Origin of the sequence: Aquitalea sp. ASV15 (assembly GCF_016429115.1) — a bacterium.
GTDB lineage: Bacteria > Pseudomonadota > Gammaproteobacteria > Burkholderiales > Chromobacteriaceae > Aquitalea > Aquitalea magnusonii.
The window spans coordinates 1-15,851 of record NZ_JAELTZ010000017.1; the positions used below are offsets into that span (position 1 = coordinate 1).

General features: G+C 58.6%; 18 protein-coding genes. 13 read left to right on the forward strand and 5 right to left on the reverse strand.

The genetic code is table 11. The features are described 5' to 3' along the window. The 8 genes from JHD64_RS09500 to JHD64_RS09535 form a co-directional block, all read left to right on the forward strand. A partial coding sequence (locus JHD64_RS09500; RefSeq protein WP_199053081.1) for a chemotaxis protein occupies positions 1-827 on the forward strand: 827 nt, incomplete at its 5' end. A 51-nt stretch (positions 828-878) separates the two neighbouring features. Further along, positions 879-1,268, forward strand: coding sequence for a chemotaxis response regulator CheY (gene cheY / locus JHD64_RS09505; protein ID WP_082693990.1), 390 nt, complete (start codon positions 879-881; stop codon positions 1,266-1,268). A gap of 54 nt (positions 1,269-1,322) precedes the next feature. Further along, complete coding sequence (cheZ, locus tag JHD64_RS09510; RefSeq protein WP_059287598.1) at positions 1,323-2,075, forward strand: protein phosphatase CheZ; 753 nt, start codon at positions 1,323-1,325, stop codon at positions 2,073-2,075. 44 nt (positions 2,076-2,119) lie between these two features. Then, a complete protein-coding gene (locus JHD64_RS09515) occupies positions 2,120-4,081 on the forward strand; it encodes a chemotaxis protein CheA (RefSeq protein ID WP_199053082.1) in 1,962 nt (653 codons plus the stop codon). Between the two features lie 25 nt (positions 4,082-4,106). Beyond that, the gene (locus JHD64_RS09520) at positions 4,107-5,330 is read left to right on the forward strand and encodes an EAL and HDOD domain-containing protein (protein ID WP_059284859.1); all 1,224 of its coding nucleotides are present in this window, start codon (positions 4,107-4,109) and stop codon (positions 5,328-5,330) included. 33 nt (positions 5,331-5,363) lie between these two features. Further along, a complete protein-coding gene (gene tsaB / locus JHD64_RS09525) occupies positions 5,364-6,032 on the forward strand; it encodes a tRNA (adenosine(37)-N6)-threonylcarbamoyltransferase complex dimerization subunit type 1 TsaB (RefSeq protein ID WP_199053083.1) in 669 nt (222 codons plus the stop codon). Further along, positions 6,029-6,466, forward strand: coding sequence for a ribosomal protein S18-alanine N-acetyltransferase (gene rimI, locus JHD64_RS09530; RefSeq protein WP_199053084.1), 438 nt, complete (start codon positions 6,029-6,031; stop codon positions 6,464-6,466). The genes tsaB and rimI overlap by 4 nt, the downstream gene beginning before the upstream one ends. Further along, the gene (locus JHD64_RS09535; protein WP_199053085.1) at positions 6,463-7,377 is read left to right on the forward strand and encodes a uracil-DNA glycosylase; all 915 of its coding nucleotides are present in this window, start codon (positions 6,463-6,465) and stop codon (positions 7,375-7,377) included. The genes rimI and JHD64_RS09535 overlap by 4 nt, the downstream gene beginning before the upstream one ends. Here the strand turns inward: JHD64_RS09535 and JHD64_RS09540 are convergent. The 3 genes from JHD64_RS09540 to rpmB form a co-directional block, all read right to left on the reverse strand. Next, on the reverse strand, positions 7,368-8,081 hold the full coding sequence (locus JHD64_RS09540) for a type 1 glutamine amidotransferase (protein WP_199053086.1): 714 nt from the start codon (positions 8,079-8,081) through the stop codon (positions 7,368-7,370). The genes JHD64_RS09535 and JHD64_RS09540 overlap by 10 nt on opposite strands. Before the next feature lie 235 nt (positions 8,082-8,316). Continuing rightward, positions 8,317-8,472 carry a 50S ribosomal protein L33 gene (rpmG, locus tag JHD64_RS09545; RefSeq protein WP_028453358.1) on the reverse strand — a complete coding sequence of 52 codons (156 nt, stop codon included), beginning with the start codon at positions 8,470-8,472 and terminating at the stop codon, positions 8,317-8,319. A 34-nt stretch (positions 8,473-8,506) separates the two neighbouring features. Next, on the reverse strand, positions 8,507-8,740 hold the full coding sequence (rpmB, locus tag JHD64_RS09550) for a 50S ribosomal protein L28 (RefSeq protein ID WP_011137003.1): 234 nt from the start codon (positions 8,738-8,740) through the stop codon (positions 8,507-8,509). A gap of 268 nt (positions 8,741-9,008) precedes the next feature. Between rpmB and JHD64_RS09555 the strand changes: the two genes are divergently transcribed. From JHD64_RS09555 to JHD64_RS09575, 5 genes are all read left to right on the forward strand, one after another. Next, positions 9,009-10,649 carry a CTP synthase gene (locus JHD64_RS09555; RefSeq protein WP_059284864.1) on the forward strand — a complete coding sequence of 547 codons (1,641 nt, stop codon included), beginning with the start codon at positions 9,009-9,011 and terminating at the stop codon, positions 10,647-10,649. Positions 10,650-10,651: 2 nt separating this feature from the next. After that, complete coding sequence (gene kdsA / locus JHD64_RS09560) at positions 10,652-11,503, forward strand: 3-deoxy-8-phosphooctulonate synthase (protein ID WP_199053087.1); 852 nt, start codon at positions 10,652-10,654, stop codon at positions 11,501-11,503. A 107-nt stretch (positions 11,504-11,610) separates the two neighbouring features. Continuing rightward, positions 11,611-12,894 carry a phosphopyruvate hydratase gene (gene eno, locus JHD64_RS09565; protein WP_059284866.1) on the forward strand — a complete coding sequence of 428 codons (1,284 nt, stop codon included), beginning with the start codon at positions 11,611-11,613 and terminating at the stop codon, positions 12,892-12,894. Between the two features lie 8 nt (positions 12,895-12,902). Continuing rightward, positions 12,903-13,193, forward strand: coding sequence for a cell division protein FtsB (ftsB, locus tag JHD64_RS09570; RefSeq protein WP_059284867.1), 291 nt, complete (start codon positions 12,903-12,905; stop codon positions 13,191-13,193). A gap of 76 nt (positions 13,194-13,269) precedes the next feature. Then, positions 13,270-15,054, forward strand: coding sequence for a GGDEF domain-containing protein (locus JHD64_RS09575; protein ID WP_199053088.1), 1,785 nt, complete (start codon positions 13,270-13,272; stop codon positions 15,052-15,054). Between the two features lie 45 nt (positions 15,055-15,099). On the opposite strand, the gene JHD64_RS09580 is transcribed toward JHD64_RS09575, so the two are convergent. Continuing rightward, on the reverse strand, positions 15,100-15,411 hold the full coding sequence (locus JHD64_RS09580; protein WP_199053089.1) for an RnfH family protein: 312 nt from the start codon (positions 15,409-15,411) through the stop codon (positions 15,100-15,102). Beyond that, entirely contained in the window at positions 15,404-15,841 is a 438-nt protein-coding gene (locus JHD64_RS09585; RefSeq protein ID WP_059284870.1) for a type II toxin-antitoxin system RatA family toxin, read from the reverse strand. The genes JHD64_RS09580 and JHD64_RS09585 overlap by 8 nt, the downstream gene beginning before the upstream one ends. Positions 15,842-15,851: the final 10 nt, after the last annotated feature.

Consider the following 15,851-nt stretch of genomic DNA (forward strand, 5'->3'; position numbering starts at 1 on the left):
GCATCAATGTATTCAAGGTGCGCGAGGTATCGCAGACGCCGGCCATCACCAAAACCCCCAACATGCCCTTTGGCGTGCAGGGCGTGCTGTCCTTGCGCGGCAACATCATCCCGGTGATTTCGCTGGCACGTTTCGTCGGCTCGGAACAAAGCGGTCGCAAATTCGACACCATGATCGTCACCGAATTCAACAAGAGCACCCAGGCTTTCCTGGTGGATTCGGTCGACCGCATCATCCGCGTCGACTGGGACCGGGTACGCGCCCCGGAAAACATGATGAGCACCACCACCAACTCCAATCTGATCACCGCCATTACCGAACTGGAAGACGGCAAGCTGGTTTCCATTCTGGACGTGGAACAGATTCTGGCCACCGTGGTGGGTGAACCGCGTCTGCCGGACATTCCGCAGGCACAGCTGGAAACCGACCAGTACCTGTTCTTCGTCGACGACTCGGTGGTGGCGCGCAAGGAAATCACCAGCGTGCTGGAAAAGATGGGCATCAAGTTCCAGCAGGCCACCAATGGCCGCGAAGCCTGGGAACGCCTGCAAGTGCTGGCCAGCCGCAGCTGGGGCGAAGACGAGTCGCTGCACGACTATCTGAAGATCATTCTGGTGGATGCGGAAATGCCGGAAATGGACGGTTATGTCCTGACCAAACTGATCAAATCCGATGTCCGCTTCAAAGGCATCCCGGTTATCATGCACTCCTCGCTGTCCTCCAACGCCAACAAGGCGATGGGTTCCAGCGTGGGTGTCGATGCCTATGTTGCCAAATTCGATCCGGCAATACTGGCTGAAACTTTGATTCCATTCCTGCAGAGGTAACCGTTAAAATCAACGGCTCAATGGAATACCGACATTTCAGGACCTACCCAGATGCCAGATAAAAACATGCGATTCCTCGTTGTGGACGATTTCTCGACCATGAGAAGAATTGTTCGCAACCTGCTGAAAGAGTTGGGCTTCACCAATGTGGATGAAGCCGAAGACGGCCAGGTTGCCTTGCACAAGCTGAAAACGCAGCATTTCGACTTTATCGTTTCCGACTGGAACATGCCGAACATGACCGGCATCGAGTTGCTGAAAGCAGTACGCGCCGACCAGCAGATCAAGCATCTGCCCTTCATGATGATTACCGCCGAAGCCAAGCGGGAAAACATCATCGAAGCCGCCATGGCCGGCGCCAGTGGTTACATCGTCAAACCGTTCACGGCTGCCACACTGGAAGAAAAGATGAACAAGATCTTCCAGACCATGAACAAGTAAAACGAACAAACATAGCAAACAAACTTGCCTAGTCAGCACTGAGGAGAGGCTATCGTGCCGGATCACATTCTGGAAAGTGGAGATTCACCGGATCTCGAAGCATTGTTTGACAGCATTGCCAGTCAGCAACAGCAAAAAGAACCAGAAGCAATCTCGACCACATCGGCTGGGTCGGCAAGCACGGCAGCCAGCAACGAAACCAGTACCGCGGTCATGTACGAACAGATTGGCCAGTTGACACGCAAGATGCACGACGCGCTGCGCGATCTGGGCTATGACAAATCACTGGAAAAGGTGGCAGACGCCATTCCCGATGCCAAGGACAGGCTGAGCTACATCGCCTCGCTGACGGAAAGTGCGGCCGAACGGGTGCTCAATGCCACCGACCTGGCCAAACCCTATCAGGATGATCTGGAAAGTCGTGCCAGGCTGCTGTCGGAACGCTGGAACCTGCTCTATGCCAACCAGCTGTCGACTGCCGAATTCAAGAACCTTGCCGAGGAGACCCGTCAGTACCTCGGCCATGTTCCGAAACAAACCCAGGCCACCAATACCCAGTTGCTGGAAATCGTGATGGCGCAAGACTTCCAGGACCTTACCGGCCAAGTCATCAAGAAAATGATGGATATGGTGCATATACTGGAAACGGAACTGGTGGCCTTCCTGATCGAATTCTCTCCGGATTCCAAGAAAGCCGAGCTGGACAGCAATCTGCTGAATGGTCCGGTGGTCAATCCGGAGGGCAGAACGGACGTGGTGTCCAGCCAGCAGCAGGTCGACGACCTGCTGGAAAGCCTGGGCTTCTAAACAAAAAGCGGTGAACGTGTTAGCGGCATAAGCGGGGTGAGAATATGAGCGATTTTGGCGGCATGGAAGAACTGCTACAAGACTTCCTGATGGAATCCACCGATCTGCTGTCCGATGTGGACAACAAGCTGGTGGAACTGGAAAAGCGTCCTGAAGACAAGGCACTGCTCAATGACATTTTCCGGGGCTTCCACACCATCAAGGGCGGAGCTGGCTTTCTGAACGTGGGTCCGATGGTCAACCTGTGCCATCGCACCGAAAACCTGTTCGACAAGCTGCGCAACGGCGAACTCCACATCACGCCGGAAGTGATGGACGTGATTCTGGATGCAACCGGCATTGTGCGCGACATGTTCGGCACCCTGGGCCAGGGCCTGATGGTGGCGGATGCCGATGCCGATGTACTCAATGCACTGGATGCCGTACTGGCCGGCGAAATGCCCGGCAAGGCCGCCGCGCCCGCCCCTGCCCCGGCGCCTGCCGCAGTGGCAGCGGCTCCGGCGGTGCAAGCCGTGGCCAGCCCGGCGCCGGCTCCTGCTGCTGCCACAGACGGTCCTGACTGGAATGCCCTGCATCAGGCCATCGTGCCGCAAGCGGCCACCGCACAGCCTGCCCCGGCAGCCGCACCGGCACCAGCGCCGGCAGCAAGCGCAGCACCGGCCGCAGCAGTTGCCGCCGTGGTCAGCACACCGGTACAGGAACTGCTGCCCGCCGCAGAACACATTCCCGCAGCCAAACCTGCCAGCAAGGCGGTGGCCAACAAGCAGCCCAGCAGCGCCGGCAACAGCAGTGGCCCGCAGGAAAACACCATCCGTATCGATACGGTACGCCTGGACATGGTGCTCAACCTGTCCGGCGAAATCGGCCTCACCAAGAACCGCCTGACCACCCTGCGCACGGAAATCCTGCAGGGCAATCGCGACGGCAACACCCTGCGCTCGCTGGACGAAGCCATCAGCCAGCTCGACCTGCTGGTGGGTGACCTGCAGAACGCGGTGATGAAGACCCGCATGCAGCCTATCGGCCGCCTGTTCCAGAAGTACCCGCGCCTGGCACGCGACCTGGCTCGTCAACTGGGCAAGGAAGTGGAACTGGTACTGTCCGGTGAAGAAACCGAGCTGGACAAGACCATGATCGAAGATCTGAACGATCCGCTGGTCCACCTGGTGCGCAATGCGGTTGACCATGGTGTCGAGTCGCCGGAAGAACGTATTGCCGCTGGCAAGAAGCCGCAATCGCTGATCCAGCTAACCGCCGAACAGGTGGGCGATCATATCCAGATCGAAATCACCGATGACGGCAAGGGCATGAACCCGGACGCCCTGCGTCGCAAGGCCATCGAAAAAGGCCTGATCGATCAGGAAACCGCCAACGGTCTGGACGAAAAGCAGTGCCTGCAACTCATCTTCATGCCGGGTTTCTCCACCAAGGACCAGATTTCCAGCGTTTCCGGCCGTGGCGTGGGCATGGATGTGGTGCGGACCAATATCCAGAAACTCAACGGCCGCATCGACATCAACTCGCTGCCGGGCGAAGGCACCCGCATCAGCATCTCGCTGCCGCTGACCCTGGCCATTCTGCCGGTACTGGTGGTCCGTGCCTGCAACCAGCCGTTTGCCGTACCGCTGGCCATGGTGCGCGAGATCATCACCATCGATCCGAACGCCATTCAGGAAGTCTCCGGCAAGCCCACCATCGTGGTACGCGACGAAATCCTGCCGCTGCGCACCCTGGCCGGCCTGCTTGGCTGGGAACCGACACAGAAGCCCTACTTTGGCGTGCTGATGCAGTCGGCCGAGAAGTCCTTCATTCTGGCCATCGACTCCTTTGTCGGTCGTGATGATGTGGTCATCAAACCGCTGCAGAATATTCGTCCGAAGGGTGTGGCCGGTGCCACGCTGTCTGGCGACGGCTCGGTGGTACTGGTGCTGGATATGGAAGACCTGCTCAGCTCCAGCGATGGCACCAATGGCCAAGTCCGGACCTCGGAGTTGATCTCCGTATAAGAAAAACCAGAACTGGCAAGTTTTAATGACCTCACAAAGCGCCTTCATTGGCCGACAACCGGTATTGAACCGTAACCAGCAGCTCATCGGGTATGAGCTGCTTTTTCGTGCAAGCGAGGAAGCCAATTCGGCAGGGCCACACAGCGAGCTGCAGGCGGATACCCAGGTATTGGTGAATACCCTGAACAATATGGGCACCAGCTGGCTGATCGGCAACAAGCTGGCCTTCATCAATGTGGGTGAAGCCATGCTCACCAGCGATTTTCTGGAATTGCTGCCACCACGCCGGGTGATTCTGGATATCGCCCCCGACATCAGCGCCTCCAGTGAATTGCTGTCGCGGGCGCGCCATCTGCGGTCGCTGGGTTTTGGCATTGCCCTGGATGATTTCTCCTTCGAGGCCCAGTCCGCCGCCTTTCTGGAGTTCGCCAACTACGTCAAGCTGGATATCCAGAACCGCAATACCAATCACTTCCAGGTGCTGGCTGCCCGCTTGCGCAGCTATCCGGTGATCCGTATTGCCGAGCGGGTGGAAACCCACGAGCAATACCATCTGTGCAAGGAACTGGGCATGGATGGCTTTCAGGGCTACTACTTCGCCAAGCCGGAAACCCTGTCGGCAAGGGTGATTCACCCCACCTTCAGCAATGCGCTGGAGCTGCTCAACCTGCTGCGCATGGATGCGGACCTGCGTCAGGTGGAACAGATCCTCAAGCGCGATGTGGCGCTGTCCTTCAAACTGCTGCGCTATGTCAATTCGGCCGCTGCCGGGCTGAACACCACCATCAGCTCCTTCTCGCACGCAGTCACCGTACTGGGTTACAAAAAGCTCTACCGCTGGCTGACCCTGCTGCTGGTCACCGCCTCCGATGATGGCCGTGCGCCACCGGCCCTGCAGAAAACCGCCGTGACCCGTGGCCGCTTCATGGAATTACTGGGGGAGCAACTGGGGCTGCATCATGACGAGTGTGACAATTTGTTCATCGTCGGCATGTTCAGTCTGCTCGATGTACTATTCGACATGCCCATGGCCAATATCCTGGAGCACTTGCAATTGCCGCTGCCCCTGATCGAAGCCCTGTCGGAACGCAAGGGGCAGATGGGTGCCCTGCTGCAACTGACCTGCAGCTGCGAAGATGGCCAGCTGGCCGGGGTGGTCGAACTGTCGGCACGGCTGCAGCTGAGCGCCGACCAGCTCAACCAGGCCCATGTCGCCGCACTCGCCTGGGTAGAGGATCTGGGCTTATAATTGCCAGCCCTTCAGCCGGTTCCGAACCCCTCGATGAAACTGTTAGCCATTGATACCTCCAGCAGTTATTTGTCCCTGGCCCTCAGCCTGGACGGCGAAATGCACGCCTTTCATGAGGAGATGGGACAAAAACACGCGGAACGCACCCTGCCGGAAATCGATACGCTGTTAAAACAGGCCGGCATCAAGCTCACTGCGCTGGACGCCATCGTCTTCGGTCAGGGACCGGGTTCCTTTACCGGCCTGCGCATTGCCTGCGGCCTGGCACAAGGTCTGGCTTTTTCCGCGGGACTGCCGGTCATCGGCATTCCCACGCTGGATGCCGTCGCCCAGCAAAGCGCAGCCGACCAGTTGCTGGTCTGCCTGGATGCGCGCATGCAGCAAGTGTATTGCGCGGTCTACCAGACCGGCCCGCACTGGCAACGCCTGGGACCGATCACCCTGCAGGATCCCCAGGCGGTGGTCTTGCCAGACTGCATCACCCAAGTAGCCGGCGATGGTTTTGAAAACTACCCCGCCCTGCTGGCAGGACAACGTGAGCACATTCGCCATAGCGGCGTGCTGCGCGCCGATGCCCGCGCCCACATCGCGCTGGCACAGAGCGGTCGCTACCCCATGCAGCACCCGCGCGAAGCCGAGCTGCTGTATGTCCGCAACAAAGTGGCACTGACCTCGATCGAACAACAGGCACTCAAGGGATGAGCAGCGTCCGCCGCTACCATCCAGCCTCCGCCCACGACCTGGCCACACAGGAAGCTGCTGCAACACCACATGGCTGGAGCGCAGGCAATTACCAGGATTCCATCAACGCCGGCCACGCATTTTACTGCCTTGAGCAGCCAGAAACCGGCTTTGCCGTGGTGATGCCGGTGCTGGATGAAGCCGAGCTGCTGAATATTGTCATTGCCGGGCCGCAGCAGGGACGTGGTCTGGGCCGACAATTACTGGAGGGCCTGATGCAGGATCTCCGGCAACAGGGTTGTCAACGGCTGTTCCTGGAGGTGCGCGCCAGCAATGCCCCGGCGCGGGCACTCTATCTGCGTTGCGGGTTTCATGAGTCCGGCCTGCGCAAAAACTACTACGCTGGCGGCGATGGTCAACGCGAACACGCCATCCTGATGGAGGCCTGCCTGTGAACCGCAGCCGCTTTATCCAGCAGGCCATCGGCCTTGGCCCGCAATGGCAGGCCCGCAGCGGCTGGTTTGAACAGCATCCCGCCGAACTGGAGCGTCAGGCTTGGCAACTGGCACAGCAGCAAGCCAGCCAGTCTGCAGTCACCGCGGCAGAAATCCCCCCCGCCATAACCGCCGTAACGGAGGCTGATGCTGAGCTGGCGGCCCCGCTCCTGGTGACCAGCCCTGCTGCCATGGCAAGCACTCCAGAGCTCATATCAGCAGCCGCTCCGGTGACTGCCCCAGCGGAACAGCCCGCTGCCGCGCCCCTGCCGCTGGTGGAACTCAGTTGGGAACAGCTGGAACAAGCCGTGGCAAACTGCCAAAACTGCCAGCTCTGCCAGACCCGTAGCCAAACCGTATTTGGCCGCGGTAATCCGCAGGCACGCTGGATGCTGATCGGCGAGGCGCCCGGCGAGCAAGAGGACCGGCAAGGCCAGCCCTTTGTCGGCAAGGCTGGCCAGCTGCTGGACAATATGCTGGCGGCTGCCGGACTGGACCGTGAAAACGATGTCTATATCGCCAATGTGCTGAAATGCCGGCCACCAGGCAATCGCAACCCGGCTCCGGCTGAAATCCTGGCATGCAGCAACTATCTGCAACAGCAGATTCGCCATGTGCAACCCACCCTGATTCTGGCCTTGGGCCGCTTTGCCGTGCAAACCCTGCTGCAGACCGAGCAAAGCATCGGCAAGCTACGCGGCCAGTTGCACCACTATCAGGGCATTCCACTGATTGCCACCTATCACCCGGCCTATCTGCTACGCAATCTGCCGGACAAGGCCAAGGCCTGGCAAGACATGGTGCTGGCCAAGCAGCACTTCAACCGTCTCAGCAAGGCAGCATCCCTGCACACCACCCAGCCTCAGCCATAGACTCCCCGCAGCCAGCGCCGATAAATGGCATCTGCCTGGCGATGGCTCTGCGGCATGCCCTCCTCCAGTGAAGCGGCAATCTGCGCCACCGACATGACACTGGGCAGATCATGGGCATCGATTTCCTGATAGCCCACCTGCAGCCACTGCCGGATCATTTCCACTTTCACCTCGCAATGAAACTGCATGCCCAGGTGGCGGCCGTCGTACAGATAAGCCTGGTTGCGGCAATAGGCACTGCTGGCCAGCAAACTGGCCCCTGGCGGCAAATCGAAACTGTCGCTGTGCCACTGAAAAACACGCGGGGACGAATACCCGCCAAACCACTCCTGCGCCAGCGCCTCCGATTCGGCCTGCAGCGCGACCCAGCCGATTTCCGGAATGTCCGCCTTGCGCACACGCGCACCCAAGGCCCGCGCCAGCAACTGCCCACCCAGGCAGTGTCCGATCACCGGCACCCCGGCAGCCACCGCCCGCCGCAGGAAGTCGATCTCCAGCAGAATCCAGTCATGCTCGGCCTCGTCGTTGACGCTCATCGGTCCACCAAAAGTGGCGATGCCGGCATAAGCCGACACATCATCCGGCAGCACTGCACCGGTATAGACCTTGAAAATGCACGAAGGTATAGCCTGGCGGTTCAGATAATCGAGAAAATATTCCGGTCCATCCAGCGACACATGCTGAATGATGGCGATGGGCTTCATGTCGTCTCCTCGTGCACACCTTGACTCCACAGATGGAATACGTGATCACAAAAAAAATGAAAAGAGCCAATATAGATGAATTAACACTGACGATGAATTGAAAATTGATCAAATCATCAAGAGACCAGCTGCAGTGAGCCGTGGAAACAACATCATGCACCTGCGTACGACAGGCAATAAAAAACCCTTCTCCGTGCACCAGAGAAGGGCTCTTGAACGTTACCGAAAAACAAGCTTACTTCAGCTTGGTTTCCTTGTAGATAACGTGTTTACGGGCAACGGGATCAAATTTTTTGATCTCCATTTTTTCCGGCATCGTGCGCTTGTTCTTCGTAGTGGTATAGAAGTGGCCAGTGCCGGCGGTGGATTCAAGCTTGATTTTATCGCGCATTGTATAACCTATCTGTCGCTATCTAGTTGACCGCTTAGATCTCGCCACGAGCGCGCAGATCTGCCAGCACTACATCGATACCAACTTTATCGATGGTACGCAGTGCAGCGTTGGATACGCGCAGGCGCACCCAGCGGTTTTCGCTTTCTACCCAGAACTTGCGGTACTGCAAGTTCGGCAGGAAACGACGTTTCGTCTTGTTGTTGGCGTGGGAAACATTGTTCCCGGTCATCGGACGTTTGCCGGTGACTTTGCAAACACGCGCCATGTTAACACTCCCAAAACCGGTAAAAGCTGGCTTTATACCATGAAAAAAGCCAGCGATTCAAGCATGATGCGCACTTTCCGCAGAAAGCACGATCTCGTATATGAAACAGTCGGGGCGGATTGTAACGGAATTACCACAAACACGCGAGTGCAACATGCAATTGCCCGCAGCAAGTGTTGCATTCATTGTTGCAACAAGCGCTGCCATGGCGGTTCAAATCCAAGCGATTTCGGGTTAAAATCCCGGATTCCCATAGAGCCGTAATTCCATGACCAAGTATATCTTCGTAACCGGCGGCGTGGTGTCTTCCCTCGGGAAGGGCATCGCCGCTGCGTCCATTGCTGCCATTCTTGAGTCGCGCGGGCTGAAAGTCACCATGCTGAAGCTCGACCCGTACATCAATGTCGATCCGGGTACCATGAGCCCCTTCCAGCACGGTGAAGTATTCGTGACGGAAGACGGCGCCGAGACCGACCTTGACCTTGGCCACTATGAGCGCTTCATCCAGTCCAAGATGAAGAAGAGCAACAACTTTACCACCGGTCAGGTTTACGAGTCCGTCATCACCAAGGAACGCCGTGGCGACTACCTGGGTGGCACGGTGCAGGTGATCCCGCACATTACCGACGAAATCAAGCACAAGGTGCATGAAGGCGCGGGCGATGCTGATGTGGCCATCGTCGAAATCGGCGGCACCGTGGGGGATATCGAATCCCTGCCCTTCCTGGAAGCCATCCGCCAGTTGCGCTCGAACCTGGGTCGCAAGAACACCATGTACGTGCATCTGTCCTACGTGCCGTTCATCGCGACCGCTGGCGAAATCAAGACCAAGCCGACCCAGCACTCGGTCAAGGAACTGCGCGAAATCGGCATCCAGCCGGACATCCTGCTGTGCCGCATGGACCGCGAACTGCCGGCCGACGAAAAACGCAAGATCGCCCTGTTCTGCAATGTCGAAGAAAACGCCGTCATCGGCTGTTATGACTCCGACTCCATTTACAAAGTACCGGCGATGCTGCACGAGCAAGGCATCGACGACATCATCACAGAACACATGCAGCTGGACTTGCCGCCGGCCGACCTGTCGGTGTGGGCGCGCATCATCGACGCCATCGAGCATCCGGAGCAAACCGTCAACATCGCCATGGTCGGCAAGTATGTTGACCTGACCGAATCCTACAAATCGCTGTCCGAAGCCCTGAAGCATGCCGGCATCCACACCCGCTCTGCCGTCAACATCATCTATGTCGATTCCGAAGACATCGAGCGTGATGGTGCCGAATCGCTGAAGGACATGGACGCCATCCTGGTACCGGGCGGCTTTGGCAAGCGCGGCGTGGAAGGCAAGATCAAGGCCGTGAAGTTTGCCCGCGAGAACAACATCCCCTACATGGGCATTTGCCTGGGCATGCAGATCGCACTGATCGAATACGCGCGCGATGTGGCTGGCCTTGCCGGTGCCAACTCCACCGAATTCGACCTCGACACCGATTACCCGGTGGTAGCCCTGATCGACGAATGGGTCAATCACGACGGCAAGATCGAAAAGCGCGACGAAAACTCCAATATGGGCGGCACCATGCGTCTGGGCGGCCAGCACTGTGATCTGGTGGAAGGTTCGCTGGCAGCACGCGTATACGGCTCCACCGACATCGTCGAGCGCCATCGTCACCGCTACGAAGTCAACAATTACTACGTACAGCGCCTGGAAGCTGCCGGCCTGACCATTTCCGGCCGTTCCGCCGGTCATGAAAAGCTGGTGGAAACCATCGAACTGAAAGACCATCGCTGGTTCTTTGCCTGCCAGTTCCATCCGGAATTCACCTCTACCCCGCGCGATGGCCACCCGCTGTTCAAGGCCTATGTGCAGGCAGCCATCGACTACAAGGCTGAAAAGCAAGGGAAATAAGCATGAAACTGTGCGGATTCGAAGTCGGCCTCAACCAGCCCCTGTTCCTGATCGCCGGCCCCTGCGTGATCGAAAGCGAACAGATGGCGCTGGACACTGCCGGTCAGCTGAAGGAAATCACCAGCGAGCTGGGCATCAACTTCATCTACAAGTCGAGCTACGACAAGGCCAACCGCTCCTCCGGCACCTCGTTCCGCGGCTTTGGCATCGACGAAGGCCTGCGCATCCTGGACGAAGTAAAACGCCAGATCGGCGTTCCCGTCTTGACCGATGTGCACGCAGAGAGTGAAATCGCCCAGGTTGCCAGTGTGGTGGATGTATTGCAGACCCCGGCCTTCCTGTGTCGCCAGACCGACTTCATCCGCGCAGTTGCGCAATGTGGCAAACCGGTAAACATCAAGAAAGGCCAGTTTCTGGCTCCGGGTGACATGAAGAATGTCATCGACAAGGCCCGTGCCGCTGCACTGGAAGCCGGCCTGCCGGAAGACAGCTTCATGTCCTGCGAGCGTGGCGTGTCTTTTGGTTATAACAATCTGGTATCCGACATGCGCTCGCTGATGATCATGCGCGAAACCGGCTGCCCGGTCGTTTACGATGCCACCCACTCGGTACAACTGCCAGGTGGGCAAGGCAGCTCTTCCGGCGGGCAGCGCGAATTCGTGCCGGTACTGGCCCGTGCCGCCGTGGCGGCCGGCATTGCCGGCATCTTCATGGAAACCCACCCCAACCCGGCCTGCGCCATGTCGGATGGCCCGAATGCTTGGCCGCTGGGCCGCATGAAGGAACTGCTGGCCACGCTGCAACAGCTGGATGGCCTGGTCAAGCAAAGTGCCTGGCCGGAACACTCGCTGTAATACGCTTTCGTTCCATCTGTGATAACAAGTTTTCTGCGGCCAGCCGCCTGAGAAGGCTGGCCGGTGGTGATACGGTTAACCTAGCAAAGCAACTGAAGGGGACAAGTATGAGTTCGATTATTGACGTAGTGGCCCGCGAGATCCTGGATTCCCGCGGCAATCCCACCGTTGAAGCCGATGTACTGCTGGAATCTGGCGTCATGGGCCGCGCAGCTGTTCCCAGCGGCGCCTCCACCGGCGAGAAGGAAGCACTGGAACTGCGTGACGGCGACAAGAGCCGCTATCTGGGCAAGGGCGTGCTGAAGGCCGTAGAAAACATCAATACCGAAATCTGCGAAGCCATCATCGGCCTCGACGCCGCCGACCAGGCCTTCATCGACAAGACCCTGATCGAACTGGACGGTACCGAAACCAAGTCCCGCCTGGGCGCCAATGCCATGCTGGCCGTATCGATGGCCGTGGCCCGCGCCGCTGCCGAAGACGCCGGCCTGCCGCTGTACCGCTACCTGGGCGGTGCCGGCCCGATGGCCCTGCCGCTGCCGATGATGAACGTGATCAACGGTGGCGCGCATGCCAACAACACCCTGGACATCCAGGAATTCATGATCATGCCGGTTGGTGCACAAACCTTCCGCGAAGCACTGCGCTGCGGTGCCGAGATCTTCCACAGCCTGAAAAAGCTGTGCGACAGCAAGGGCTACGCCACCACCGTGGGTGACGAAGGCGGTTTCGCCCCCAACCTGGCCAGCCACGAAGATGCCATCAAGCTGATTCTGGAAGCCATTGACGCCGCCGGTTACGTACCGGGTCAGGATGTGATGCTGGCGCTGGACTGTGCATCGTCCGAGTTCTACAAGGATGGCAAGTACCACCTGACCGCCGAAGGCCTGCAGCTGACTTCCGAGCAGTTTGCCGACTACCTGGAAACCCTGGTCAACAACTACCCCATCATCTCCATCGAAGATGGCATGAGCGAACACGACTGGGACGGCTGGAAGATCCTGACCGACCGTCTGGGCAAGCGCATCCAGCTGGTGGGCGACGATGTCTTCGTGACCAACCCGAAAATCCTGGCCAAGGGCATCGAGGCAGGCATCTGCAACTCGCTGCTGGTCAAGGTCAACCAGATCGGCACCCTGTCCGAAACCCTGAAAGCCGTTGATCTTGCCAAGCGTTCCAGCTATACCAGCGTGATGAGCCACCGCTCCGGCGAAACCGAGGACAGCACCATTGCTGACCTGGCCGTGGCCACCAACTGCATGCAGATCAAGACCGGCTCGCTGTCGCGTTCGGATCGTATGGCCAAGTACAACCAGCTGCTGCGTATCGAAGAAGAGCTGGGTGATGCTGCCTACTATCCGGGCCGTGCCGCCTTTTACCACCTGAAATAAGCTGAATCATGCGCTGGCTGACCCTGACTCTGGTAACCCTGCTGATCGCCTTGCAATGGCCCTTGTGGTTTGGCAAGGGGAGCTGGCTCAGGGTCTGGCAGCTGGACAAGCAACTGCAGGAACAGCGGGCTGTCACGCAAAAGCTGATAGCCCGCAACGCCGCCCTGGATGCCGAAGTTCGTGATCTGAAACAAGGAACCGATGCAATTGAAGAGAGAGCGCGCAACGAACTTGGTATGATCCGCAATGGTGAGGTATTTTTTCAATTACTGGATCCGGCTGCCTCTGCTAAACATTGACTAAGCCCATCCAAACCTTCACCCTCCTAGACTAAAAATAATTATGGCTGGTTTCAAAACTTCCAGGGTTTGGTCAATGACAACACAGAATCCGATTGAGGTTGCACGCGAAACGCTCAAGCAGCTGAGCATGCGCAAATTGCTGCCAACACCGGAAAATTTCGAGCGCGTCTACCACGAGCTCACACAAACCCCCATCGAACGCGACAACAAACTGGGCACCCAGTTGCTGCGGGCACTGGAAACCATTCCAGCCGAATCTCCGCAAAGCAAGACTTCCCTGCTGCGCATCAAACAGGCCACCGACGAGTCCCGCTGGGAACAGCTTCCACAGCTGGCCATCGACTTTCTGCGCCAGGCACTGACCGAAAGCCATCTGACCCAGACCTGGGGCAGCCTGATACAAAGCCTGATCCGCAGCTGGGATCTGCGCCTGCCCGACCTGCCGCAACACCACAAGCAGGCCGCACTGGAGCGGGTGCTGATCAACTACGGCAATCAGCCGGAAGAACTCAATACCAAGCTGTCGGCCCTGATCAAGAACTGGAATGCACCGGCCAGCCAGCGCGAAGCGCTCGCCATGCCGGATGATCCGCCAACAGCCAGCAGCACAATCCCCGGCGTTGCCGGTCAGGACAATAACAGCTGGCCGCTATGGCAACGCACGCTGGCCTTTGCCCTCAAGCACGGGCTGGAACCGCGCCTGATCAGCATGCCGGACATGGTGGAATCGCTGGAAGCACTGATCCGCGAGCTGGATCAGGTCTGCGACGATGACAGCCTCAACGTCTACATGCCCAAGCTGCGCGGCTTCATGATCAAGCTGGAACTGCAGACCCAGCAGGAAGGCCGCCTGGTTTCCGGCCTGACCAATCTGCTGCGCCTGTTGCTGGACAATGTGGCCGAGATCAACCGCTCGGACGATTATCTGGTCGGCCAGGTGCACTCGCTGCAGGAAGTGCTGTCGCACCAGCCGCTGTCGATGCAGCAGGTATACCAGCTGGAAACCAGCCTGAAGGAAGTGATCCGCAAGCAAGGCATGCTGAAAAGCACGCTGGACGAAGCCACCAGCTCCTTGCGCACCCTGCTGGACCGCTTTATCTCGCGCCTGGCCCTGATGACGGACACGACCGACGACTTCCACAGCAAGATCAGCAAACACAGTGAAAAGCTGAAGCAGACCAGCAATGTCGAAGAGCTGAGCAGCATCATCGGTTCGCTGATGGAAGACACCTCGCTGATGCAGCTGGACCTGACCCGTTCGCGCGACGAGCTGTTGTCCGCCCGCGAGCAGGTCGAGGCTGCCGAGCAGCGCATCAACGAACTGGAAAACGCACTGGAAGCCGCCAGCGCCAAGGTCAAGGAAGACCAGCTGACCGGTGCCTACAACCGCCGCGGCCTGGCCGAGCATTTCCAGCGCGAGATCAGCCGTGCCGAGCGAACCAGCAGCGAGCTGAGCGTGGCGCTGATCGACGTCGACAATTTCAAGCAGCTCAACGACCGCTATGGCCACCTGACTGGCGATGATGCACTGAAATACCTAGTGGACGTGATCAAGCACAATCTGCGTCCGGCCGACATTGTCGCCCGTTTTGGCGGTGAAGAATTTGTCCTGCTCATGCCGGACACGCCGGTTGAGGAAGCCATCGACACCGTACAGCGATTGCAACGCGAACTGACCCGCACCTTCTTCCTGGCCAATAACGACAGGCTGGTCATCACCTTCAGTGCCGGTGTGGCCAAATGGCATCTGGGCGAGCAGGACATCGAAGTGATAGAGCGCGCCGACCAGGCCATGTATCAGGCCAAGATCAGCGGCAAGAACCGCGTCATTTCAGCCGAACCTGACCGCATCATCTGATTTGCCAGGTCAGCACAAAAAAACCGGGGCGCCACCCCGGTTTTTTCATTCTGCGCTGCCGCCCTTGCTCATGCCCTTGCCCGCTTCGGCCCGCTGTCGTCGCACCGCCTTGGGGTCGGCCTGCAAGGGACGGTAAATCTCCACCCGGTCCCCCTCGCGCAGCACGGTATCCGGCTTGATGGCCTTGCTGAAGATGCCCAGCTTGAGTGCCGTGGCATCGATGATGGGAAACTGCGCCAGAATGCCGGATGCCCGCACCGCCTGCTCGGCCGTCGTCCCCTGCGCCACCTGCATGGCCATGACGCGCTGCCGTTGTGGCAAGGCACAGGCAACCTCTATCCGGATCAGCTCACTCATCGCCATACACCTTGTCGGCATGCTTGATAAAGGCATCCACCAGCGTGCCGGAAATGTGACCGAATACCGGACCGATCACCTTTTCCAGCAGCTTGCTGGAAAACTCGTAGCGCAGGGTAAACTCCACCTTGCAGCCAAAATCGCCCAGCGGGGTAAACTGCCACAGGCCCTGCAAGTGCTGGAAAGGCCCCTCGACCAGCTCCATCAGGATGCTTTCACCATCACGCAGGGTATTGCGGGTGGTGAAATGCTGGCGAATCTTCAGGTAATCAATATGCAGACTGGCCACCTGCTGATCCCCCTCGCGTGCGTGTTCCTCCGCCTTGGCACACCAGGGCAGGAAACGCGGATAATTTTCCACCTTGTCGACCAGGGCAAACATCTGCGCCGGGGTATGCGCAACCAGGACTTTCTTTTCTACAACCTGCATGGGGAAGCGG